The 20,796-nt window shown below is 63.9% G+C and carries 22 protein-coding genes; 14 read left to right on the top strand and 8 right to left on the bottom strand.

What is annotated here, in order from left to right:
* Window positions 1-3 precede the first annotated feature (3 nt).
* Genes ACP5E6_RS04425 through ACP5E6_RS04415 form a run of 3 tightly spaced genes read left to right on the top strand, consistent with a single transcriptional unit; the run spans window position 4 to window position 1,666 of the window.
* Entirely contained in the window at window positions 4-588 is a 585-nt protein-coding gene (locus ACP5E6_RS04425) for a malonic semialdehyde reductase (RefSeq protein WP_427952242.1), read from the top strand.
* Complete coding sequence (gene tsaB / locus ACP5E6_RS04420) at window positions 588-1,247, top strand: tRNA (adenosine(37)-N6)-threonylcarbamoyltransferase complex dimerization subunit type 1 TsaB (protein WP_427952203.1); 660 nt, start codon at window positions 588-590, stop codon at window positions 1,245-1,247. The genes ACP5E6_RS04425 and tsaB overlap by 1 nt, the downstream gene beginning before the upstream one ends.
* The gene (locus ACP5E6_RS04415) at window positions 1,244-1,666 is read left to right on the top strand and encodes a GNAT family N-acetyltransferase (protein WP_427952201.1); all 423 of its coding nucleotides are present in this window, start codon (window positions 1,244-1,246) and stop codon (window positions 1,664-1,666) included. The genes tsaB and ACP5E6_RS04415 overlap by 4 nt, the downstream gene beginning before the upstream one ends.
* On the opposite strand, the gene ACP5E6_RS04410 is transcribed toward ACP5E6_RS04415, so the two are convergent.
* Window positions 1,644-1,907 carry a sulfurtransferase TusA family protein gene (locus ACP5E6_RS04410; RefSeq protein ID WP_427952199.1) on the bottom strand — a complete coding sequence of 88 codons (264 nt, stop codon included), beginning with the start codon at window positions 1,905-1,907 and terminating at the stop codon, window positions 1,644-1,646. The genes ACP5E6_RS04415 and ACP5E6_RS04410 overlap by 23 nt on opposite strands.
* A 156-nt stretch (window positions 1,908-2,063) precedes the next feature.
* Between ACP5E6_RS04410 and ACP5E6_RS04405 the strand changes: the two genes are divergently transcribed.
* Window positions 2,064-2,540 (top strand): MucR family transcriptional regulator, encoded by a 477-nt coding sequence (locus ACP5E6_RS04405; RefSeq protein WP_427952240.1) that lies wholly within the window; start codon window positions 2,064-2,066, stop codon window positions 2,538-2,540.
* Between the two features lie 63 nt (window positions 2,541-2,603).
* Here the strand turns inward: ACP5E6_RS04405 and ACP5E6_RS04400 are convergent, their stop codons facing one another.
* On the bottom strand, window positions 2,604-4,268 hold the full coding sequence (locus ACP5E6_RS04400; RefSeq protein WP_427952197.1) for an NAD+ synthase: 1,665 nt from the start codon (window positions 4,266-4,268) through the stop codon (window positions 2,604-2,606).
* Window positions 4,269-4,431: 163 nt separating this feature from the next.
* Here ACP5E6_RS04400 and ACP5E6_RS04395 point away from each other — a divergent pair, with 163 nt between their 5' ends.
* Together ACP5E6_RS04395 and ACP5E6_RS04390 are read left to right on the top strand one after the other, a co-directional pair.
* On the top strand, window positions 4,432-4,743 hold the full coding sequence (locus tag ACP5E6_RS04395; protein WP_427952195.1) for a hypothetical protein: 312 nt from the start codon (window positions 4,432-4,434) through the stop codon (window positions 4,741-4,743).
* 81 nt (window positions 4,744-4,824) lie between these two features.
* Entirely contained in the window at window positions 4,825-5,196 is a 372-nt protein-coding gene (locus ACP5E6_RS04390; protein WP_427952193.1) for a YidB family protein, read from the top strand.
* 40 nt (window positions 5,197-5,236) lie between these two features.
* On the opposite strand, the gene ACP5E6_RS04385 is transcribed toward ACP5E6_RS04390, so the two are convergent.
* Both ACP5E6_RS04385 and ACP5E6_RS04380 read right to left on the bottom strand, forming a co-directional pair.
* Window positions 5,237-5,905 carry a glutathione S-transferase family protein gene (locus ACP5E6_RS04385; RefSeq protein WP_427952191.1) on the bottom strand — a complete coding sequence of 223 codons (669 nt, stop codon included), beginning with the start codon at window positions 5,903-5,905 and terminating at the stop codon, window positions 5,237-5,239.
* A 55-nt stretch (window positions 5,906-5,960) separates the two neighbouring features.
* Window positions 5,961-7,736, bottom strand: a complete 1,776-nt coding sequence (locus ACP5E6_RS04380) for a monovalent cation:proton antiporter-2 (CPA2) family protein (protein ID WP_427952189.1) — start codon at window positions 7,734-7,736, stop codon at window positions 5,961-5,963.
* A gap of 158 nt (window positions 7,737-7,894) precedes the next feature.
* On the opposite strand from ACP5E6_RS04380, the gene gorA reads away from it, so the two are divergent.
* The 4 genes from gorA to ACP5E6_RS04360 are packed head-to-tail and all read left to right on the top strand — an operon-like array spanning window position 7,895 to window position 12,458.
* A complete protein-coding gene (gene gorA / locus ACP5E6_RS04375) occupies window positions 7,895-9,268 on the top strand; it encodes a glutathione-disulfide reductase (RefSeq protein ID WP_427952187.1) in 1,374 nt (457 codons plus the stop codon).
* A gap of 48 nt (window positions 9,269-9,316) precedes the next feature.
* Window positions 9,317-10,723 carry a class II 3-deoxy-7-phosphoheptulonate synthase gene (locus ACP5E6_RS04370; protein WP_427952185.1) on the top strand — a complete coding sequence of 469 codons (1,407 nt, stop codon included), beginning with the start codon at window positions 9,317-9,319 and terminating at the stop codon, window positions 10,721-10,723.
* Window positions 10,723-11,871, top strand: coding sequence for a nicotinate phosphoribosyltransferase (locus ACP5E6_RS04365; protein ID WP_427952183.1), 1,149 nt, complete (start codon window positions 10,723-10,725; stop codon window positions 11,869-11,871). Before ACP5E6_RS04370 ends, ACP5E6_RS04365 begins: the two co-directional genes overlap by 1 nt.
* Window positions 11,868-12,458, top strand: a complete 591-nt coding sequence (locus tag ACP5E6_RS04360; protein WP_427952181.1) for a GNAT family N-acetyltransferase — start codon at window positions 11,868-11,870, stop codon at window positions 12,456-12,458. Before ACP5E6_RS04365 ends, ACP5E6_RS04360 begins: the two co-directional genes overlap by 4 nt.
* Here the strand turns inward: ACP5E6_RS04360 and ACP5E6_RS04355 are convergent.
* Window positions 12,397-12,768 (bottom strand): thiol-disulfide oxidoreductase DCC family protein, encoded by a 372-nt coding sequence (locus tag ACP5E6_RS04355; RefSeq protein WP_427952179.1) that lies wholly within the window; start codon window positions 12,766-12,768, stop codon window positions 12,397-12,399. The genes ACP5E6_RS04360 and ACP5E6_RS04355 overlap by 62 nt on opposite strands.
* A 212-nt stretch (window positions 12,769-12,980) precedes the next feature.
* On the opposite strand from ACP5E6_RS04355, the gene ACP5E6_RS04350 reads away from it, so the two are divergent.
* Window positions 12,981-13,784: a PEP-CTERM sorting domain-containing protein gene (locus tag ACP5E6_RS04350; protein ID WP_427952177.1), complete on the top strand. Its 804-nt coding sequence runs from the start codon at window positions 12,981-12,983 to the stop codon at window positions 13,782-13,784.
* A gap of 252 nt (window positions 13,785-14,036) precedes the next feature.
* Here ACP5E6_RS04350 and ACP5E6_RS04345 read toward each other — a convergent pair whose 3' ends face one another.
* Complete coding sequence (locus tag ACP5E6_RS04345) at window positions 14,037-15,563, bottom strand: methyl-accepting chemotaxis protein (protein WP_427952175.1); 1,527 nt, start codon at window positions 15,561-15,563, stop codon at window positions 14,037-14,039.
* Between the two features lie 196 nt (window positions 15,564-15,759).
* Window positions 15,760-16,119 carry a hypothetical protein gene (locus tag ACP5E6_RS04340; protein ID WP_427952173.1) on the bottom strand — a complete coding sequence of 120 codons (360 nt, stop codon included), beginning with the start codon at window positions 16,117-16,119 and terminating at the stop codon, window positions 15,760-15,762.
* A gap of 155 nt (window positions 16,120-16,274) precedes the next feature.
* Here ACP5E6_RS04340 and ACP5E6_RS04335 point away from each other — a divergent pair, with 155 nt between their 5' ends.
* From ACP5E6_RS04335 to der, 3 genes are read left to right on the top strand one after another with little or no spacing between them, the layout of a single operon-like run.
* Entirely contained in the window at window positions 16,275-16,943 is a 669-nt protein-coding gene (locus tag ACP5E6_RS04335) for a tetratricopeptide repeat protein (RefSeq protein ID WP_427952171.1), read from the top strand.
* Window positions 16,940-18,298, top strand: coding sequence for a PQQ-binding-like beta-propeller repeat protein (locus ACP5E6_RS04330; protein ID WP_427952169.1), 1,359 nt, complete (start codon window positions 16,940-16,942; stop codon window positions 18,296-18,298). Before ACP5E6_RS04335 ends, ACP5E6_RS04330 begins: the two co-directional genes overlap by 4 nt.
* Window positions 18,295-19,665, top strand: a complete 1,371-nt coding sequence (der, locus tag ACP5E6_RS04325) for a ribosome biogenesis GTPase Der (protein WP_427952167.1) — start codon at window positions 18,295-18,297, stop codon at window positions 19,663-19,665. The genes ACP5E6_RS04330 and der overlap by 4 nt, the downstream gene beginning before the upstream one ends.
* Window positions 19,666-19,695: 30 nt before the next feature.
* On the opposite strand, the gene ACP5E6_RS04320 is transcribed toward der, so the two are convergent.
* On the bottom strand, window positions 19,696-20,442 hold the full coding sequence (locus tag ACP5E6_RS04320) for an SDR family NAD(P)-dependent oxidoreductase (RefSeq protein ID WP_427952165.1): 747 nt from the start codon (window positions 20,440-20,442) through the stop codon (window positions 19,696-19,698).
* Window positions 20,443-20,796 lie beyond the last annotated feature (354 nt).

Here is a 20,796-nt window from a genome sequence, read left to right as displayed (position 1 = left end):
GGCATGATTCTCGATGATACCGCCCTCGATGTCCTGTTCCGCACCGCGCGCACCAAGAACGTCTGGACCGATGCGCCGGTACCAGACGAAACCCTCCATGCGCTGTACGAGATCGTGAAATTTGGCCCGACCTCGGCCAATTCGTCGCCGGCGCGTTTCGTGTTTCTGCGCACCGCCGAATCGCGTGAAAAACTCAAGCCGGCGCTCAATCCCGGCAATATCGACAAAACCATGTCCGCTCCGGTGACGGTGATCGTCGCCTATGATCCCCAGTTCTACGAGCATCTGCCCAAGCTGTTCCCCCATGCCGATGCCCGCGCATGGTTTTCCGGCAACCCCGACCTCGCCGATGAAACCGCCTTCCGCAATGGCACGTTGCAGGGCGCCTATCTCATCACCGCCGCCCGCGCTCTGGGACTGGATTGCGGCCCGATGTCGGGTTTCGATCGCGCAAAGGTCGATCAGCTGTTCTTGTCCGATCAGGGCTGGAAGTCGAATTTCCTGATCAATCTCGGCCATGGCGCGGTTGAGGACCAGTTCGAGCGTTCACCCCGGCTCTCGTTCGATGAGGCGTGCGTCCTGGCGTGATGCCACAGCTGATCCTCGCGATCGACGCCGCACAGCGCCGGGCCAGTGTGACCCTTGTCGATGGCGCGAGGGTTCGTGCCGCCCGCGACGGCGCCCCTGCCACCGGCCTCGCCGATACGCTGGCGGTCTGGGTCGATGAGTGCCTGCACGATGCCGGCGTCGCAGCCCCGGCGCTCGATGCCATCGCCGTTACGATCGGTCCGGGCAGTTTCACCGGCCTGCGCGCCGCGATCGCGCTGGCCCAGGGTATCGGCCTGGCCGCCAATGTGCCGGTCCACGGCATCACCATGAGCGAGGCGTTCAGCGCAGCACTACCCGCCTTGCACCGCGACCTCTGGATTGCCCTGAGCGCTCGGCGTGGCCGGGTGTTCATCGAACGTGACGGCATCGCCGCCGGTTTCGACGAAACCGATCCGCCCGAACCCGCGCGCCCGGTCGCACTCGCCGGCGACCGCGCCGGTGACATCGCGGCGCGTCTGGCATCGCGCGGCTTTGACGTGCAACTGACCGATGCGCGGTCCTGCACCGGACCGGCGATCGCGATGGCGCTGCGCCACCGCATCGCAACCGGCCTGCCGGATCGTCCGGCGATGCCCCGCTATGTCGATCCGCCCGAGGCCAAACGACCCGCAGCCGGTCTGCGCCCCGCCCCGCGATGATCGCGGCCACGGCCGCGCATTGCGAGGCGATCGCGGCGATCCACCGAACCTGCTTCGGCACGGAGTCGTGGTCCGCCGCAAGCATCGCCGCCTTATTCGAAAATCCGTTCGTATTCGGCTACGTCACCGCGCAAGGCGGTGCCGTGATTGCGTGCGCCGTTGCAGACGAAGCCGAGATTTTGACAATCGCGGTCGCGCCGGAGGCACGACGGCAGGGGATCGCGCGAACACTACTCGCCTTGGTCATTGACGAAGCCACCCGGCGCGGTGCGCGAAGTCTATTTCTCGAAGTCGCGCAAACCAACCAGGCCGCTTTGGGATTGTATCGATCCGCGATGTTTTCCAACACCGGCATCCGACGCGACTATTACGCCCCCGGCCAACACGCATTGCTGCTCAGGCGCAGGCTTTTCGAATGATCAATACAGAACTGCCGTCATCGAGATCGATCATATCGAGCAAATCATCGCCTTGATCGGCCACCGCGCGCGGAACGTTGGCGCGTGGCTCAACCCCACGCAACCGCACCAATAAAATGGCCCCGAGAGGCAGCGACTCCAGAGCAAGACGGGTGCGCACGAAAGTCATCGGGCAGGTTTCAGCAGTAATGTCGATGGCCCGGTCATGAGCGGGGAGTTCGGCGATTTTGGTGTCCTGCATTGAAGTTTTCCAATTATCCGGTGTGGTTTGACCAATTATCGGGTGGTATCGTTTGATCGGCGATCGGTTCTTTCATCGCGTTTGTTGCATTCGTTTGAAAAATCGGCCAAATGGTGTGACAAACAACGTGCAACAACGATTCTTGAAGGACTAAAGATGTCTGACGCTCCTACCAACAGCCACTTACTGGATTTGACCGCACAGATCATCGCGGCCCATGTATCGCATAACTCAGTCACAACGGATATGCTGCCGGCGCTCATCCGCGACGTCTATCAGAGCCTGAGCGGCACCGAGACCCCGGTCGTCGAAGTCGCGCCGCCGCCCGAACCGGCCGTCAATCCGAAAAAATCAGTCTTCAACGACTACATCATCTGTCTTGAGGACGGCAAGAAACTTAAAATGCTTCGTCGCCATTTGAAATCGGCGTATAATCTTACCCCGGAACAATATCGCGAGCGTTGGCAGCTGCCGGCGGAATACCCGATGGTCGCGCCCAGCTATGCCAAGCAGCGCTCCAACCTGGCCAAAAAAATCGGCCTCGGCACCAAACCGGCCATCGCGGCCCCGGCCGCCCCGGCTCCCGCCGCCCCCGCACCGACCTCGCGCAAGAAAAAAGACGCCGCCGCCTGATCCCGGTCGGAACCGGTACGCACCGATCCCGATAAAATCGGGATGGGTCGCGCGCCGCCCGGCTCACGTCACCAGCGCGGTAAACCCGTTGGTGATCGGGTAACGGCGGTCACGCCCGAACGCCCGTGCGGTGATCTTCACGCCTGGTGGCGCTTGGCGGCGTTTGTATTCGGCCCGATCCAGCAGGCGCCACACCCGTGCGACCATCGCGCGGTCATAACCGGCGTTAACCAGATCATCGATCGCGGCGTCGCCTTCCACCAGGGCCGCCAAAATGGCGTCCAACGCCTCATAAGGCGGCAGGCTGTCCTGATCGGTCTGGTTGTCACGCAGTTCGGCGCTCGGCGGCTTGGTGATAACGCGTTCCGGCATGACGCGCCCGGCCGGGCCACGCGCGGTGGACGGGCGGTTGGCGTTGCGCCAGCGGCATAATTCGAACACCGTGGTTTTATAGACATCCTTCAGCACCGAATAGCCGCCGCACATGTCGCCATACAGTGTCGCATAACCGACCGACATTTCCGATTTGTTGCCGGTGGTCAGCACCATGGCGCCGAGTTTGTTCGATAGCGCCATCAAGATCAGCCCACGCGCACGGGACTGGATGTTTTCCTCGGTAATATCAGGCGCGCGTCCCTCAAACAGAGGGCCCAGCGCTGTCTCGAACGCCGTGGTCGCCGCGGTGATCGGAACCGTATCGCAGCGAATACCCAGAAGTGCCGCGCAGGCACTGGCATCCTCCAGACTGTGCCCGCTGGTGTAGCGACTCGGCATCATCACCGCGCGGACCCGCTCGGCGCCGAGCGCGTCGACCGCGACTGCGGCGGAAAGCGCGCTGTCGATCCCGCCGGACAATCCGAGGATGACACCCGGAAACCCGTTCTTGTTCACATAATCCGCGAGACCCATGACCATGGCGCGGTACACGAGGTCGAGTCGATCCGGATCGGGCGGAATGGCCTGCGGCGTGCAGACCAAACCGGCATTGGTGCGCCGCCATACGGTCAAGCTGAGCGCCGCCTCGAAATACGGCATGCGCAGCGCGAGCGACCGATCCGCGTTCAAGGCAAATGACGCGCCGTCGAACACGATTTCATCCTGCCCCCCCGTAAGAGCTGCGAACATGAACGGCAGCCCCGTCTCGACCACCCGATTGAGCGCGAGTTGTAGGCGCTGCCCTTGCTTGCCATCCTCGAACGGCGAGGCATTGGTCGAGATCAGGATTTCGGCCCCGGTTTCGGCCAGCGTTTCCGGCACGGTGGGCAGCCACCAATCCTCGCAGATCAGCACGCCAAGGCGAAAGCCGCGAAACGGCACCGGGCCGGGCGCCGGACCAGGCATGAAAACACGCTTCTCATCGAACACGCCGTAGTTCGGTAGTTCATGTTTGGCGCGGCGGGCGATGATCGCACCACCATCCATCACGAAGGCGGCATTGTGCAGCTGCCCGTTCGACCGCCAGGGCAGACCCGCAATGATGCCCGGCCCACCATCGGCGGTATCGGCGGCAAGATCATGGGCGGCGGCATCGCAGGCAGCGACGAAGGCGGGTTTCAGGACCAGATCCTCCGGCGGATAGCCGGCGAGGCTCATCTCCGGAGTGACCAGCAAATCGGCACCCAGGCGGGCAGCCTCGGCGCGGGCGGCGCGGATCGCGGCGAGATTCCGATCGATCGCCCCGACATGCAGATCCAACTGGGCAATGGCGATGGTGAGAGTATCGGTCATGCCCGCATGATAGGCGGAAATCCGGCCCGCGTCATGACGGTTCTGCCCTCGCCGTCTTGTCTTGATGTGGTGGAGAGCGTATGCCGCTCACGTAACCGTGAGGGCGCGGTGCCCCCGCGGCCGATCATGATGATCACGACACACCGATACGGAGACCCTGTTGATGACAATGACAAAAATCCTGCGTGCCGCAATCCCGGCGGTTGCGCTGGCCTTCACCATGAGTGCCATGGGCACCGCCCATGCCAGCACCAAGAAAAAAACCCATGAAACGCACATGAGCAGCAAGCTGCCGGGCTATAAAACCGAAGCTGCGGCCAAGGCAGCCTGCGGTATGGGCGGCGTTGTCTGGCACGCGACCGGCAGCAAGGCGTATCACACCGCCAAGTCGAAATATTTCGGCAAAACCAAGCATGGTGCCTATGTCTGCGAAAAAGCGGCCGTGGCGGATCATCTGCACGCCGCAAAAAATTAACCAAACCTTTCACCGAACCCGTTTGACACGCGACCGGATTTCCCTGTTTGATCCGGTCGCGCAATCACCAGGAGACGTGTCATGGGTTTATTCGATCAGATATCCGGCTTGGTCGGCTCCGCCCTAGGCGGTGACAATGGACAGACCGGCGACGATATTCAGTCCCAGGTCATGGGTGTGTTGCAACAAAACGGCATCTCCGGCGTGTCGGGTCTGATGCAACAATTCCAGCAGAGCGGCCTGGGCGCCCATGTCGCGTCCTGGATCGGCGACGGCCAGAATCTGCCGGTTTCCGCCGATCAGATACAGCAGGCGCTCGGCAGTCCCGTCATCGCCTCGATCGCGCAGAAATTCGGGGTCGATCCCTCGATGGCGGCAAGCTTTCTCGCACAACATCTGCCCGCCGCCGTCGACCAGGCCACACCGGATGGCGTGGTAGCCGATCAGCCGTGATGTCGCTGCCCGCAATGCGCAACCGGAGCAGCAACGCGGATCAGAAGTCCAGATCGGCGTAATGGGGCGGCGGGTTAAAGCCTGAGACACGATCCGCCAGCAGCGCTCGGAACGACGGGCGGGATTTGATTCGGGCGTACCACTCCTTTGCCGCCGGCGCGATCGACCAATCGACATCGCCGATGAAGTCAAGCGCCGAAAGATGCGCCGCAGCGGCGAAATCGGCCAGCGACAAATTGGCGCCAGCCAGATATTTATTGGTTTCGGCCAACCAGCCGATGTAGCCAAGGTGCAACCTCAGCGCCGCGTAGCCTTCACGCAGCCGCGCCGCATCGGGCGCGCCGCGTCGCGCCACCGGCTTCATGGTTTTTTCATACAACAGATTGCGCGACACTTCATGGGCGAACCGCTCATCGAACCAGGCGGTCACGCTGCGAATTTCGACACGTTCGCCCAATGTGCGCCCGATCAGGCAGATATCCGGGTAGGCCTCGTCGAGATACTCGCAGATCGTATTGGAATGCGGGATCACCAGACCGTTATCCTCGGTCAGAGTCGGCACCGTGCCGGCCGGGTTCATTGCCAGGTATTCCGGTCGCCGTTCCCAGGTCTTCTCAACCCGCAGCTCGAACGGCAACCGCTTTTCGGCCAGAACCAGCCGAACCTTGCGCGCATAGGGTGACAACGGCAGATGATACAGGATTCGCATGAGCCGCCTTATGACACCTGAGTTGAATCCCGCAAACCGCGGCCCGCGGCGCGGCTCAGCCGTTACCCTCCCGGTCGGCCTCGAACAACTCCTGCAACTCGGTAACGCTCTGCTGCAGACTTGCGATCACCCTCGGCTCGTCGCCGGCAAATCCAAGCGTCTCGGTCAGCAGCGCCTCGTCACGCGCCGCGAACGCCGCCACCGTCCGCGCCGCATCGGCCGGCTCGATGTCCAGTGCCGTCAGCGCCATCTCCCCCAGTTTCAAACTCGACAGTAATGTCTCGCGCACGATCAATGTCACGCCCAGATCCATCAGCAACTGGGCATGCCGCCGATTGCGCGCCCGCGCCAGAATCGTCAGATGCGGCAGATGCCGGCGCGCCAGTTCCGCCAGTTTCAGCGCCGCCTCGGCATCATCGAGCGCGATCACCAACACTTTCGCGGCATCCGCCCCCGCCGCCCGCAGCACGGTAATCCGGGTGGGATCGCCAAAATACGCCCGCGACCCGAACCGGCGCACGAACGCCACATGCTCGGCGTTCTGATCGAGCGCGGTAAACGGAATATGCCGCACCGAGAGCAACCGCCCGACAATCTGCCCCACCCGGCCAAAGCCGCAGATCAGCACCGGGGTCGGCCGATCCGGCGCAATCGCGGTCGAGGCAAGTTTACGCCTGTTCATCCGCGGCATCACAAATCGCTCGATCGCGGCAAACATCAACGGCACCAACAGCATCGACAGCGCCACCGTCACCGTCGCAAGGCCCGCCTGCGTCCGGCTCAATGCTCCCGCGGTAACCGCCGCGCCGAACAGCACGAAGCTGAACTCGCTTCCCTCCGGCAGCGCCACGGCAAAGCGCAGCGCCGTCGCCGCATTCCGCCGCTTGATGAACGACACGACGAACCCAACCACACTCTTAACCGCAATCGTCGCTGCCACCGCAACCAGAATCACAGCGGGCCGCGCGATCACCAGCGAAAAATCGACCGACATGCCGACCGAGATGAAGAAAAAGCCGAGCAGCAACCCCTCGAACGGCTCGATGTCGGCCTGAATTGCCGGTCGGAACGCCGAATCCGACAGCAGCGCCCCCGCCATGAACGCGCCCAGCGAGGGCGAAAGCCCGGCCCAATGCGCCAACCCCGCCGTTCCCACCACGATCAACAGCGTCATCGCCGTGAACACCTCGGGTGTCCGCGTGCCGCCGACCAAGCGGAAAATCCGTTCGACCAGATAAATCCCGCCGCCCAAAATCGCCACCACCGCCACCACCGCCCGCCCCACCGCAAACCACGGCACATGGCGCGGCAGATGGTCGGGCAGATGCCCGCTGGCAAACAGGGGCACCAGCGCCACCAGCGGAATGAATGCCATGTCCTGGAACAGCAGGACCGCGAACGCATCCCGCCCCGATGCCGCGCTCAGCAAATTCCGCTCGCCGAGCATCGGTAGCACGATCGCCGTCGAAGACAGTGCGAGCCCCAACCCGAGCACCACAGAAGCGGTCCAACTCAGCCCCGCCAGATGCGCGAGTGCCGCCAGCGCTGCGGCACTTGGCACCATCTGCCCGAAGCCGAGCCCCAGAATCGTCTTGCGCAAGATCCACAACCGATGCGGACGGATCTCCAGCCCGATCAGAAATAACAACATGATCACGCCGAGTTCCGACACATTCTGGATCTGCGAGACCCCGGTCACCAACCGCAACCCGTCCGGCCCGATCACCAGACCCGCTGCCAAATAGCCGACGATGCTGCCCACGCCCAGCCGCCGGGCAATCGGCACCATCACCACCGTCGCGGCCAGCAAAGCCACCAGCGTCTCAATCATCGGTCGATGCCCTTTTCGTGAGCAACCAACCCACCAGTCAGCGGCATCACCTGTCAAGCACGACGTCACGCATCGCCCCCCTCCGCGTCGCGGTTTATTTTCTTCTCGCGCGCGCCGTGCAAAACGGTTCATTAAGAACTGAGGAGTACGATCGTTCCATGACCTACGATTTCGACCTCTTTGTAATCGGTGGCGGTTCCGCCGGGGTCCGCCTCGCCCGCATCGCCGCCGGGCACGGGGCGAAGGTCGGCATCGCCGAGAACCGCTTCTGGGGTGGCACCTGCGTCAATATCGGCTGTGTGCCGAAAAAACTGATGGTAATGGCCGCCGAATACGGCCTCGCCGCCGATGACGCGACCGGCTTCGGCTGGAACATGGCGAAGGGCGCACATGACTGGCCCCGCTTCATCGCCGCGAAAAACGCCGAAATCGCCCGACTCAACGGGGCCTATACCGGCCTGCTCGAACGCGCCGGCGCCACCATCTTCAACGGCAAGGCCACGATCCACAACGCCCACACCATCGACATCGGTCACCACCGGCACACCGCCGCCCGCATCGCCATTGCCACCGGCGGCCACCCGATCCGACCCGATATTCCCGGCGGCGAACACGCCATCGTCTCCGACGACGCCTTCTACCTACCCGAGCGCCCCAACCGCGTCGTCATGATCGGCGCCGGCTACATCGGCGTCGAATTCGCCGGAATCTTCGCCGGTCTCGGCTCGAACGTCGACCTCGTCTATCGCCAGCCACTGCCCCTGCGCGGCTTCGACCCCGACCTCCGCGCCGGCCTCGCCGAAGCCCTCACCAGTCACGGCATCACCCTCCACCCCGGCCAGTGCCCCCTGAAAATCGAGGATCTCGGCCATGCCAAACGCCTGCACATGACCAACGGCCACCATATCGACGCCGATTGCATCTTCTTCGCCACCGGCCGCACCCCCAACACGAAAGGCCTCGGCCTCGAACACGCCGGAATCACCATCGCCCCCGGCGGCGCGATCCCGATCGATGACGAGTTCCGCACCAACATCCCCCACATCTTCGCCCTCGGCGACGTCACCGACCGCCTCAATCTCACCCCGGTCGCCACCGCCGAAGGCCACGCCCTGGCCGACACGCTGTTCGGCGGCAATAAGCGCGGCGTCTCGCTGACCAACATCCCCAGCGCCGTCTTCTCGATCCCGCCGCTCGCCACCATCGGCGTGCGCGAGGATGAAGCACCGCACGGTGCGAAAATCTTCGTCACCCGCTTCACCCCGATGCGCCACAGCCTTAGCAAACGTCCGCGCAAGACGCTGATGAAACTCATCGTCGATGGCGAGACCGACCGGGTGATCGGCGCCCACATGCTCGGCGAGGATGCCGCCGAAATCATTCAGGGCATCGCCATCGCGATCCTATCGGGCGCCACCAAGGCCGATTTCGATCGCACCATCGGCATCCACCCCACCGCCGCCGAGGAATTCGTCACCCTGCGCACCGAGACCCGCCGTGTCGGCACAGCGGATGCGAAGGCGGCGGAGTAGCCGAAGCCCCCGCTTCCGGATTATAGCGATCACGCTGAGGAGATGGCTATGACCGCAACGACCCCGACCACCGCATCAATGGGACAATGGACGCCCGAATCCTGGCGTGCAAAACCAATCCTGCAGGTCCCATCCTATCCGGATCAGGACAAGCTCGCCGCGATGGAAGCCCGCCTGCGCCGCTTCCCGCCGCTGGTGTTCGCAGGCGAAGCGCGCCGGCTGAAAACCGCGCTCGCGCTCGCCACCGAGGGCCGCGCCTTCGTATTGCATGGCGGCGATTGTGCCGAGAGTTTCGGCGATTTCACCGCCAACATTATCCGCGACACCTTCCGCGTCCTGCTTCAGATGGCGGTGGTGCTGACCTATGGCGGTTCGGTGCCGGTGATCAAGCTCGGTCGCATGGCCGGCCAGTTCGCCAAACCCCGCTCGTCGGACACCGAAACCATCGGCGGCGTCACCTTGCCGTCCTACCGCGGCGACATCGTCAACGGGCCGGATTTCAGCCCCGAGGCGCGCATCCCCGACCCCGCGCGCATGGAGTTCGGCTATTTCCAGTCCGCCGGCACGCTCAACCTGCTGCGCGCCTTCGCCTCGGGTGGGTATGCCGATCTGCACCAGGTGCATCGCTGGAACCTCGATTTCGTCCGCCGCTCGCCACTGGCCGAGCGCTACCGCGATCTGTCCTCGCGCATCGACGAGACTCTGCAATTCATGGCGGCCTGCGGCATGACCAGCCAGTCAACACCGCAGATCCACGAGACCGAGTTCTACACCAGCCATGAATCCCTGCTGCTGCCCTATGAGCAGGCGCTCACCCGGATCGATTCCACCACCGGGGATTATTACGCCTGCTCGGCGCATTTCCTCTGGATCGGCGATCGCACCCGCCAACTCGAGGGGGCGCATGTCGAATTCATGCGCGGCGTCAAAAACCCGATCGGCCTGAAAGTCGGCCCGAGCATGGAGGAGGACGATCTGCTCCGCCTGATCGAACGGCTCGACCCCGATGCCGAGCCGGGCCGGCTGACCCTGATCGCCCGCATGGGCGCCGATCATGTCGCCGCCAAATTGCCGAAACTGCTGCGCGCCGCCAGGCGCGAAGGCCGCCGCAATGCCTGGCTGTGCGACCCGATGCATGGCAACACCATCACCACCGCAGGGCGGATCAAGACGCGCCGGTTCGACGCGATCCTCTCCGAGGTGCGCGGCTTCTTCGACATTCACGAAGCCGAAGGCACCATCCCCGGCGGCGTCCATGTCGAAATGACCGGGCAGGACGTGACCGAATGCGTCGGCGGTGCGCGCCAACTCTCGGAGGCGGATTTGTCTGCGCGCTACGAAACCTTCTGCGACCCGCGGCTCAACGCCGAGCAATCGCTCGAACTCGCGTTTCTGATCGCCGCCGAACTGAAATCCCGCCGCGCACCCCGGACCACCGAGATCGCGGCGGAATAATGAGCCGCGCCCCGCGCCGCGTCTCCCGCGCCGATCTCGATGCCGGGATCGCGGCGCGGACCGATGCGTATTTCAACCGCACCAAGGAAATCGTCGCCAAATTCGGCGACAGCCGGGTCACCTACGCCTATTTTCTGCGCCGCCCGGTGGTCTCGGCCCCCGCTTTGATGCTCGCCTGGCTGAACGAGGTCGCCGCCCTGCGCGGCGAGACCGTCGATATCGAGCTCCAACACCCCGAAGGCACCTGGGTCGGCGCCGGCGAGCCGATCGCCTACATCACCGGCAGTTTCCTGCTGCTGGTCGATCTCGAGACCATCCTGCTGCAAAAACTCGGCCCCGCCTGCGTCGCCGCCCACAACGCCTATCAGATGTGCGCCGCCCTGCCGAAATCCGCCTTCCTCGCGATGGAAGCCCGCCACTGCGCCGGTGCCGAAATGGCCGATATGATGGCCTATGCCGCCGCCGTCGGCTCGCGCGCCGCCCAGGCCGAAGGCGCGCGCGGCTTCATCGGCAACGCCAACGATGCCACCGCGCATTATTTCGGTGCGCCGCGCGGCTTCGGTACCATGCCCCACGCGCTGATCGGCTACGCCGGCAGCACCCTGCGCGCCGCCGAAATGTTCCACGAAACCTTCCCCGATTCCGATCTGACCGTTCTGACCGATTATTTCGGCCTTGAAATCACCGATGCCCTCGCCGTCTGCCGCCACTTCCCCGAGCTCGCCGCAGCCGGCCGCCTCTCGGTCCGGCTCGACACCCATGGCGGCCGTTTCCTCGAAGGGCTCGATCCGCAGGAAAGCTACGCGGTGATGGAACGCCACGCGCCGGGCGCGATCCGCCGCTACCGCAGCCACAACGAACTCCGCTACCTGATCGGCACCGGCGTCTCCGCGGCTTCGGTCTGGCGGATGCGCGAAGCGCTCGACGAAGCCGGCTTCATCCGCGTCAAAATCGTCGCTTCGTCAGGCTTCGGCGTCGAAAAATGCAGCGTGCTCGCCGATGCCCACACCCCGATCGACGTCGTCGGCACCGGCAGCTTCATCCCCGAATCCTGGGGCGAAACCTACGCCACCGCCGACATCGTCGCCTATGACGGCGAGAACCGCGTCAAAATCGGCCGAGAGTTTCTCCTCCGCGACCGGCCGTGATCACCCTGCGCCGGCCCGATCTCGCCGATCTCCCCGCCTACCGCAACGCGCTTCTCACCGGCTACTCGCCGAACAATCTCGACCCCGAATTCTATCGTGTCGAACTCGCCCTGATCGAGGCGGACGCCGCGAGGTTCATCACAGGCCTGAACGACCCCGATGCCCGGGGTGGACCAGTGCGCCAGCCCGACGGCAGTTTCAAACCCCGCCTGCCGAGCCTTCGCCGCTGGATCTTCGCCCCCGATTTCGCCGGCAGCATCAGCCTGCGCTGGCAACCCGGCACCGAAGCCCTGCCACCGCACGTCAGCGGCCATATCGGCTACAGTGTTCTCGCAAGCCGGCGCAATCAGGGCATCGCCACCCGTGCGCTCGCGCTTATTCTGCCCGAAGCCGCCGCCCGCGGTCTGCGCCATGTCGACATCATGACCGACCCGGGAAATATCGCCTCGCAGCGCGTCGTGGTGAATAACGGCGGGTTCCTGATCGACGCCGCGGACCCGCTATCGCCCCTGTTGCGCTACCGCATCACCCTGGCCGCCACCGGCGCCGCAACCGCAGAAACCCCCGATATGCCCATTCCGCGATAACCGCCACCGGACCGATCGCCAAAACCGTGCCGAGCGGTCGAAACCGCGGCAGTTCCCGCCAGATCCGCCCGAACGCCGCCGCACCCGAGACCAATTCGCCATCCGCCGTGCGCACATGCATCCGCGCGAGCGCCTGCATCCGATCCAACCCCGGCCCCAGCGCGTCCGCGCCACAAATCGTTGCATCGACCCAGTTGATCCGTCCCGCCTGATCACGTTCCATCTGATCACGATAAAACGCGATCTCGCGCGAACACACCGGACACGCGCCATCATAATAAACCGTTAGCGTCGTCGTATCGTCCGCCATCCTTTCCTCCGCCACAAACATGTCACACGCCTGATCTGGCAACGCCCAATCAACTTACAATCGGCAACAAACCACCGCTGCCGCAGGGAATTCTGTCAGGAAATTTTACACTCGCCTGACGACAGAATGATTATCCTATTGAAATCATTATTTGGCATCGGTCTTGCATCGAAAAACATGTCACGCTCGACAGCAAAAAGAGGAACCCATTGATGCGCCGTCACCTGATCGCCCTGCTCGCAACATCCGCCATCATTGCCACGCCAATGATGGCATCGGCGACTGTGTCGACGGCGTTTTTCCCAACGAGCCCCTCCACCACCAGCACCGCAACAATCAGCTACAACGGCACATACGCCTTCCCTCTGCCAAGCCCGACGGCCGCACCCTTCGCTGCCTCGCCCTTTTCGATCACCGCAACCCTGCCGGCACAATCCTACGCTGCATCCATCGGTACCGGCCTCATCTTCACCGGCATCACCGGCAGCTATGTTAACAACAATGTGACAACCACCTACTCAGGCGGTACGCTCGATCTTAAGACCGAAATCCTCGAGACTTTCAGTGGCGGCACCATGATCTCGGCGATCTCGGGAACCGTTTTCAATCTCACGATCCCTTCGCTGCTGGCAACCGGCGATCAGTATGATCTCTCCATGTTCGCCAACCAGTTCCTCTACACCGAACAGGACCCGCTGGTTTCCAACCCCCTCCCGCCCCAAGCCTCGGTGCTGGAGCAGAATTGCAGCTATTGCACCCCCGCAGTCGCAACCATCATGCCGGGTAACTTCACGGTCCTGTCCGGCGGCTATGCCGACTACGCCCCACCACTTTCCAGCGACCCCCAAGCCTCGATCACCACCGGCGGTACCGGCACCGTCACATCGCAACTCCCCGTACAGGTGCCCGAACCCGGCAGCCTGATCCTGCTCGGTGGCGGCATCGTGATATTTGGTCTGGTGAACTGGTGGTATCGCCGCCGCGCCAATCGCAACATCACGCTGACCCTGCGCTGATCATCCCGCCGCAACCCGCCGATGCGGCAGGTCAAGGGGCGACCTTAAATCATTCGGACGCAATGACTAGAGCGATATGCGATTAAGTTGACGCGGCAGCGGCAACATAATCGCATGAAATCGCTCGAAAAAATAAAGATCTAGAGCGTTACGCTGAAAGCATCACGCTCTAGCGCCAGGCCAACGCGCGTCAGCCCAAGGGGTCCGCGTGGCGACAAGGCAAACACCGGATCGTTCCCACCGCGGCCCGGATCACGTGCCGTAACGGCGTTCTAATCCCGCCATTGACGGCTTCGGCACGGATGCCGATCGTGGGACCGGCCCATGCCCCGCACCGATCACGAATTGTCCGATCAACCGATCGAGCTCACTTGCCTCGGCCGACAGACTATGGCTGGCGGCGGTGGCTTGCTCGACCATCGCGGCATTCTGCTGGGTCACATTATCCATCTGGCCGATCGCGGTATTGACCTCCCCAAGCGCGATCGCCTGCTCCTGCACCGAGGCGGCAATATCGGTCACCAGCGTCGAGAGCGTGGCGACCTGATCAACGATCCAACCCAGCGTCTTGCCGGTTTCACTGACCATTTTAACGCCGGAATCCACCTGCTGGCCGGCACCTGAAATCAATGTCTTGATCTCACGGGCCGCATCGGCGGAGCGTTGCGCCAGCGCTCGCACCTCGGTGGCCACAACCGCGAACCCCCGCCCCGCATCACCGGCGCGCGCAGCCTCAACCCCGGCATTCAGCGCGAGCAGATTCGTCTGAAACGCAATCTCATCGATAACGCCGATAATGCCGACGATTTGCCGTGACGATGTCTCAATCCCGTTCATCGCCGTGATGGCGTCGCGCACCACGACCCCGGATCGTTCCGCACTGGCGCGGGCCTCGGCAACCACCTTGCGCGCTTCGCCCGCCCCCTCGGCGGTTTTTCGGCCCGTGGCGGTGATCTGTTCGAGCGCGGCGGCGGTCTGTTCGAGGCTGGCGGCCTGCTGCTCAGTGCGGCGGGACAGATCATCCGATGCCTGTGTAATCTCTTCGGCACCGGAGCGGACCGCATCCGCATTGGTGGCGATCGCCTGCATGGTGGTTTGCAGCTTGGCGATGGCAATGTTGAAATCCTCGCGCAGCTGCGCATACTCCTCCGGCATGTCATTACCGATGCGGTGGGTCAGATCTCCATCCACCAACGCACCGAGAGCCGCTCCCACAATCCGCATCACGGCCCCATTGGTCGCCCTGGCTCGATCCTCTGCGGCGGTCCGCGCGGTATCGAGAGCCTCCAGATAGACTGCAATGGCATAATCCATATCGATCAGCGTCGCCTTGGTCAGTGCGGCCAGATCGGCGGCCACATCGCCCGGATCGACCGATTTGGCCAGAAACCTCGATTTTGGCATCCGCGCGCGCAGCACCGCCTCGATCAACCGCTCGAGGATCAAGGCATAGCCGCCGATATACCAGCGCGGCTCCAACCCGATGCGCGCATGAATCCGGCCAACCTTGCTGACGGCATCGAGATAGGCCTGACCGAACCTGCCGTCCGAAATCAGATCCCAATGTCCGGCCTGCCGGGTTTTTGCCCCCGACGCCATCGCCTGGTCGGCGAAGAAACCGCGTGTCGCGGGCTCGGCCATGATTTTGGCATAAAATCGATCAAGCGCCGCCGGCAACGCCGCCATCACGACCGGTTTGACCGCCTTGAGGCGAGCCAGCGCCGCGTCATTCAGACCGACGAAGGCAAGCCGTTCACGCAGAGACTCTTCTTCCGACATGGGAGTTCATTACTTTCAATATGTTACGCATCAGATCGCCGTGACTTTTCTAAAATTACCGGACAATTCTTAACAAACAGCTTCACGCCTCGATGACGAGCAATCACGCCGTCCGAATCCGCGAGTCGAAACGCCGCGGTAATTTGCCGGCAGGATCTTTGATCTGCCCGTACGTCGCGTTGCGTGCCGGGAGTGCTCAGGGCCAGCGATGATCGCGATTGGCCAGTTGCAGCGGGCTGAGCTGATACGGGCCAGAGGCGATCTGTGGGGCGTGATCGGGCAATTTCGATGGATCGGCCCAGCAGGTCGCCTGACCCAGGGTTTGGGTGCAATAGGGTTGCGGCGGCGGCAAGGGCTGGAGATGCCGACAGTAGGATTTACCATTGTCGAGCCGCACCATCGAGCAATCCTTGCCCGTCACCAGCGATACCACGGCATCCGGAATCGTGCGATGAATCGTGGTCAGCGCCAGCACATTGGCCCCGACGCCAACGCCGATATCCGCCCCGGCGCCCAAGCCGCAGCCAGCCAGCGGGAGGATACATAACAATACCATCAGACAGCGCATGGTCGGACCATGCCATGAAATAGTGAAAATCCGGTTACGTTGCCCTCGGCCGCGCGCACCGCTATGAACGCGGTGCGCCAACCCTGAAATCAGCACGTTTCCGCCTCTAAGGCGGCGTGCGCCCACCACGAGCGAGACCCAGCGTGCCCGATATTTTCGATGAAGTCGCCGATGATCTGCGCGCCGAGCGCACCCGCAAGTTTCTGGCCCGCTATGCCGGTCTGTTCATCACGGCCGCCGGCATCGTGCTGATCGGAATCGGCGGCTGGAAGACGCTGCAATGGTATCATCAGCGCCAGAACACCCGGGCCGCGACCGCCTATGTCGCCCTGACCGACCGGATCGCCGCCGCCGGGCCGGACGCGACCAAGACGACCGATCTCACCGATGCCAAGGCGCTGATCGCCTTCGCCGCCAAAGCACCCGCCGGCTACGCCACACTCGCCCGGCTTCGAGCGGCTGCACTCTACGAGAGCGGCGGCAAGCCCCAAGCCGCCGCGGCGCTCTGGACCCAACTCGGCGCGGCGGACAGCGGTGCCGGCCCGATGCTACGCGGCCTCGCCAATCTTCTCTGGGTTCAACACGAAATGGGCCACGCCCCCGATGCCGCTTTGATGGCGCGGTTGCAGCCGCTGATGGCCTCCGACAGCCCGTGGCACGACCTCGCCCAGGTCAACGCCGCCGTGCTCGACATGAAATCCGGCAAAAATGCCGAGGCGCAATCGCTGCTGAACCGGGTCACCGCCGATCCCGCCGCCCCTGCCAATGTCCGCGATCTGGCCGAAGGGCTGATGGCGAAACTGAACGGATGACCGAACCTGCCATGACCACACCACGCGCCATTTCCACAATCGGGCGGCGCGGCGCGCTGCTGATGTCGGCCGCCCTGCTCTCCGGTTGCAGCCTGTTCGAAGGCTCCGACAAAAAGCCGGTGCCGGGCGTCAAGATCCCGGTATTGCCGCCGCATGAACCGCTCGCGGTCAGTGAGAACGCGTCCGCCGTCGTCCTCCCCGCCCCGGTCGCGCGCATGAGCTGGCCACAGGCCGGCGGCAACGCGCGGCACAACACGGGCGTGGCTGCATTGCCCGCCCGTCTCACCCAGGCCTGGCGCACCAGCATCGGCGCCGGCGCCACCTATCGCCGCTCGCTGCACGTCCAACCGGTGATCGCCGCGGGGAAAATCTTCACGATGGACGCCAACGGCTTCGTCGATGCCGTGCAATTCAGCAACGGTCGGCACATCTGGCGCCAGAAAATGCGCCCCAAGCATGATTCAAGCTTCGCTTTCGGCGGCGGCCTCGCCTTCGATAACGGCGGATTATACGTCGCAACCGGCTTTGCCGAACTCCGCCTGCTCGATCCCGCGACCGGCGCCGCCCGCTGGACCAAAAAACTCGACCAGCCGGCCCGCTCGGCCCCCACCATCGGCGGTGGCCGGATCTACATCGTCCTGCTCGACAACACGCTGATCGCGCTCGACGCCACGACCGGCGACTTCGCCTGGCGCTTTCCCACCGGTTCGTCGTCGAATTCAATGTTCGGTGCCGGCGCGCCAGCCTATGACCAGGGCGTGATCGTTGCGGGATTCGGCACCGGCATGGTCGCCGGCATCAATGCGCAAACCGGTTCGGCGGTGTGGGAACAGAGCCTCGCCGCCGGCTACGACACCGCCAACCCGCTCAACGTGTCGAGCATCGTCGCCAATCCGGTGATCGGCAATAATCTGGTGGTGGTCACCGGGGTCGCCGGTTCGACCGTCGCGTTCGACCTGCGCTCCGGCCGACGCATCTGGGGCAAGAGCGCCGGCGGCGCCGAAACCCCCGCCATCGCCGGCGACTGGCTGTTTCTGCTCACCGAGGACCAACGCCTTGCCGCGATCCACATGGCCGAGGGCTATGTCTCCTGGCTGACCGATCTACCCGCTTACAAAAACCCGAAAAAAGACTACGGCCCGATCCGCTGGCACGGTCCGATCGTTGCCGGCAGCGGCCTGATCCTGACCGGATCGGATCAGCGTCTGATCGTGGTCGACGCCCGCACCGGCATTCTTCTGGCCAAACCCGAAGACAGCATCGAACTGCATGGCGTCGCCGATCAACCCCCGATCGCGGTCGGCGGCACCCTCCTCGCCCTGACCCGCGATGCGGTGCTGACCGCCTATCGATGACCGACCCCACCCCCGTCCCCTCCCCGAACCGCGCCCCGCGCGTCGCGATCTGCGGCCGGCCCAATGTCGGCAAATCCACCCTGTTCAACCGCCTCGCCGGCAAGCGCATCGCGCTCGTCGCCGATGAACCCGGCGTCACGCGCGACCGCAAGGAAGCCTGGGGCGAGCTCTATGGCCGCAAAATCCAGCTGATCGACACCGCCGGCCTCGAGGAAGCGCCGCCCGACAGCCTGCCCGGCCGCATGCGCGCCTCCACCGGCACCGCGGTCGACCAGGCCGACCTCGTTCTCTTCGTGATCGACTCGCGCGCCGGCCTGCTGCCCGAAGACCGTCATTTCGCCGCCTGGCTGCGCCGCGCCGGCAAGCCGGTGATCGTGGTCGCCAACAAATCCGAAGGTCGCGGCGGCGGTTCGGCCGCCCTCGAAGCCTATGCGCTCGGCCTCGGCGAACCGGTCGCGATCTCGGCTGAACATAACGAGGGCGTCTCCGACCTGATCGACCAGATCCTCGAAGCCCTGCCCGACACCATCGGCGATGGCGAACCCGAAGGCGACCGGCCGCTCCATCTCGCCCTGGTCGGACGGCCCAACGCCGGCAAATCCACCCTGCTCAACCGCCTGCTCGGCGAGGAACGCTCGATCACCGGCCCCGAACCCGGCCTCACCCGCGATGCCATCGCCGCCGAACTGACCGATGGCACCGGCACGCGCTACCGCCTGTTCGACACCGCCGGCCTGCGCAAACGCGCCCGCGTCGAAGCCGGCCTCGAAAAACTCTCGACCTCCTCGACCCTCGAAGCCCTGAAATTCGCCGATACCGTGGTCCTCGTGATCGACGCGTTCGAAGGCATCCACGATCAGGATCTCCAGATTGCCCGGCTGGTCGAACGCGAAGGCCGCGCCTGTATCATCGCCCTGAGCAAATGGGATCTGGTCGAAGACCGCGACAAAACCCGTCGCGCCATCAGCGACCGGCTGGAATCCTCGCTCTCCCAACTCAAGGGCGTCGTGACCATCCCACTCTCCGCCGAAACCGGCGAGGGGGTGAACAAACTTCTCCCCGCCGTGCGCGAAGCCGACCTCGTCTGGAACAAGCGTGTCTCCACCGGCGCCCTCAACCGCTGGTTCGAGGGCGCGCTCGAACGCTTCCCGCCCCCGCTGGTCGAAGGCCGGCGCCTCAAACTACGCTACATCACCCAGGTCAAGGCCCGCCCGCCGAGCTTCGCCATGTTCGGCACCCGCTGCGAAATGACCCCGGAAACCTATCAGCGCTACCTGATGAACAGCCTGCGCGAGCAATTTCACCTCCACGGCACGCCGCTGCGCCTGTCCCTGCGCGGCACCAAAAATCCCTACGCCGACGACTGATCCCCGCCCCCAACCACGGGGCTGATCCGATCACCCGATCAACTGCCCACCATCGACCACGATATTCTGCCCGGTGATCCAGCGCGCCGCGGGCGATGCAAGGAACAACGCCACGTCCGCCACATCCTCGGCGGTGCCGAACCTGCCGAACGGAATCGACGCGAGGGTGGTTTCGTAGAGTTTCGGATTATCGCGCTTGCGCCGGTCCCACACCCCGCCGGGGAACTCGATGGCACCCGGCGAGATCGCGTTGACCCTGATGTTCTGCCGCGCCAGCTGCGCCGCCTGCGACATGGTATAATTGATCGCGGCGGCCTTGGCGGCGGCATAGGGGCCGCTACGGGTCGAGGCGCGCAAGCCCGAAATCGAGGCGATATTGATGATCGACCCGCCCTCGTCGGTCTGCAGAAACGGCACCGCCGCCTGACTCGCCCGCACGATCGCCATGATATCGACCTTGAACGAAGCATCCCAGCCGGTTTCATCATCGGTCATGCCGAAGCCCGAGGCGTTGTTGACCAACACATCGATACCGCCCAGCGCGCCGGCGGCTTCGGGAATGAACGCGGCAATCTGCGCGGCATCAGCCAGGTCGCAGCGTGCCGCATATATGGCATGGCTGTGCGACGCGATCTCCTTGCGCGCCACCTCCAGCCCCTCCGCCCCGCGCGCGCAGATCGCCACATCCGCGCCCTCGGCGGCGAACCCTTTGGCAATCGCGAACCCGATGCCCCGGCTGCCGCCCATCACAACGACGCGACGTTCCTTGAACCGCATGAGACCCCCCTTTTGGAAAGCCGGGGCTGACGCCCCGGTCGATCCCTGGTTTAGCGCGATATGCGATTAGGTTGACGCGGCAGCGGCAACATAATCGCATGAAATCGCTCGAAAAAACATAGAGATAGAGCGTCAGGCTGAAAGCATAACGCGCTAGAGCGATATGCGATGAAGTTGACGCAGCAGCAGCAACTTCATCGCATGAAATCGCTCGAGAAAACATAGCGCTGGAGTGTTAGGCTGAAAGCATAACGCTCTAGAGCGATATGCGATGAAGTTGACGCGACAGCGGCAACATAATCGCATAAAATCGCTCGAGAAAACATAGAGCTAGAGCGTTAGGCTGAAAGCATA

Source organism: Acidiphilium sp. (assembly GCF_049977125.1).
Taxonomy (GTDB): domain Bacteria; phylum Pseudomonadota; class Alphaproteobacteria; order Acetobacterales; family Acetobacteraceae; genus Acidiphilium.
The sequence above is the reverse complement of the archived record's forward strand: the minus strand, read 5'-3'. Positions and strand labels throughout refer to the sequence as shown.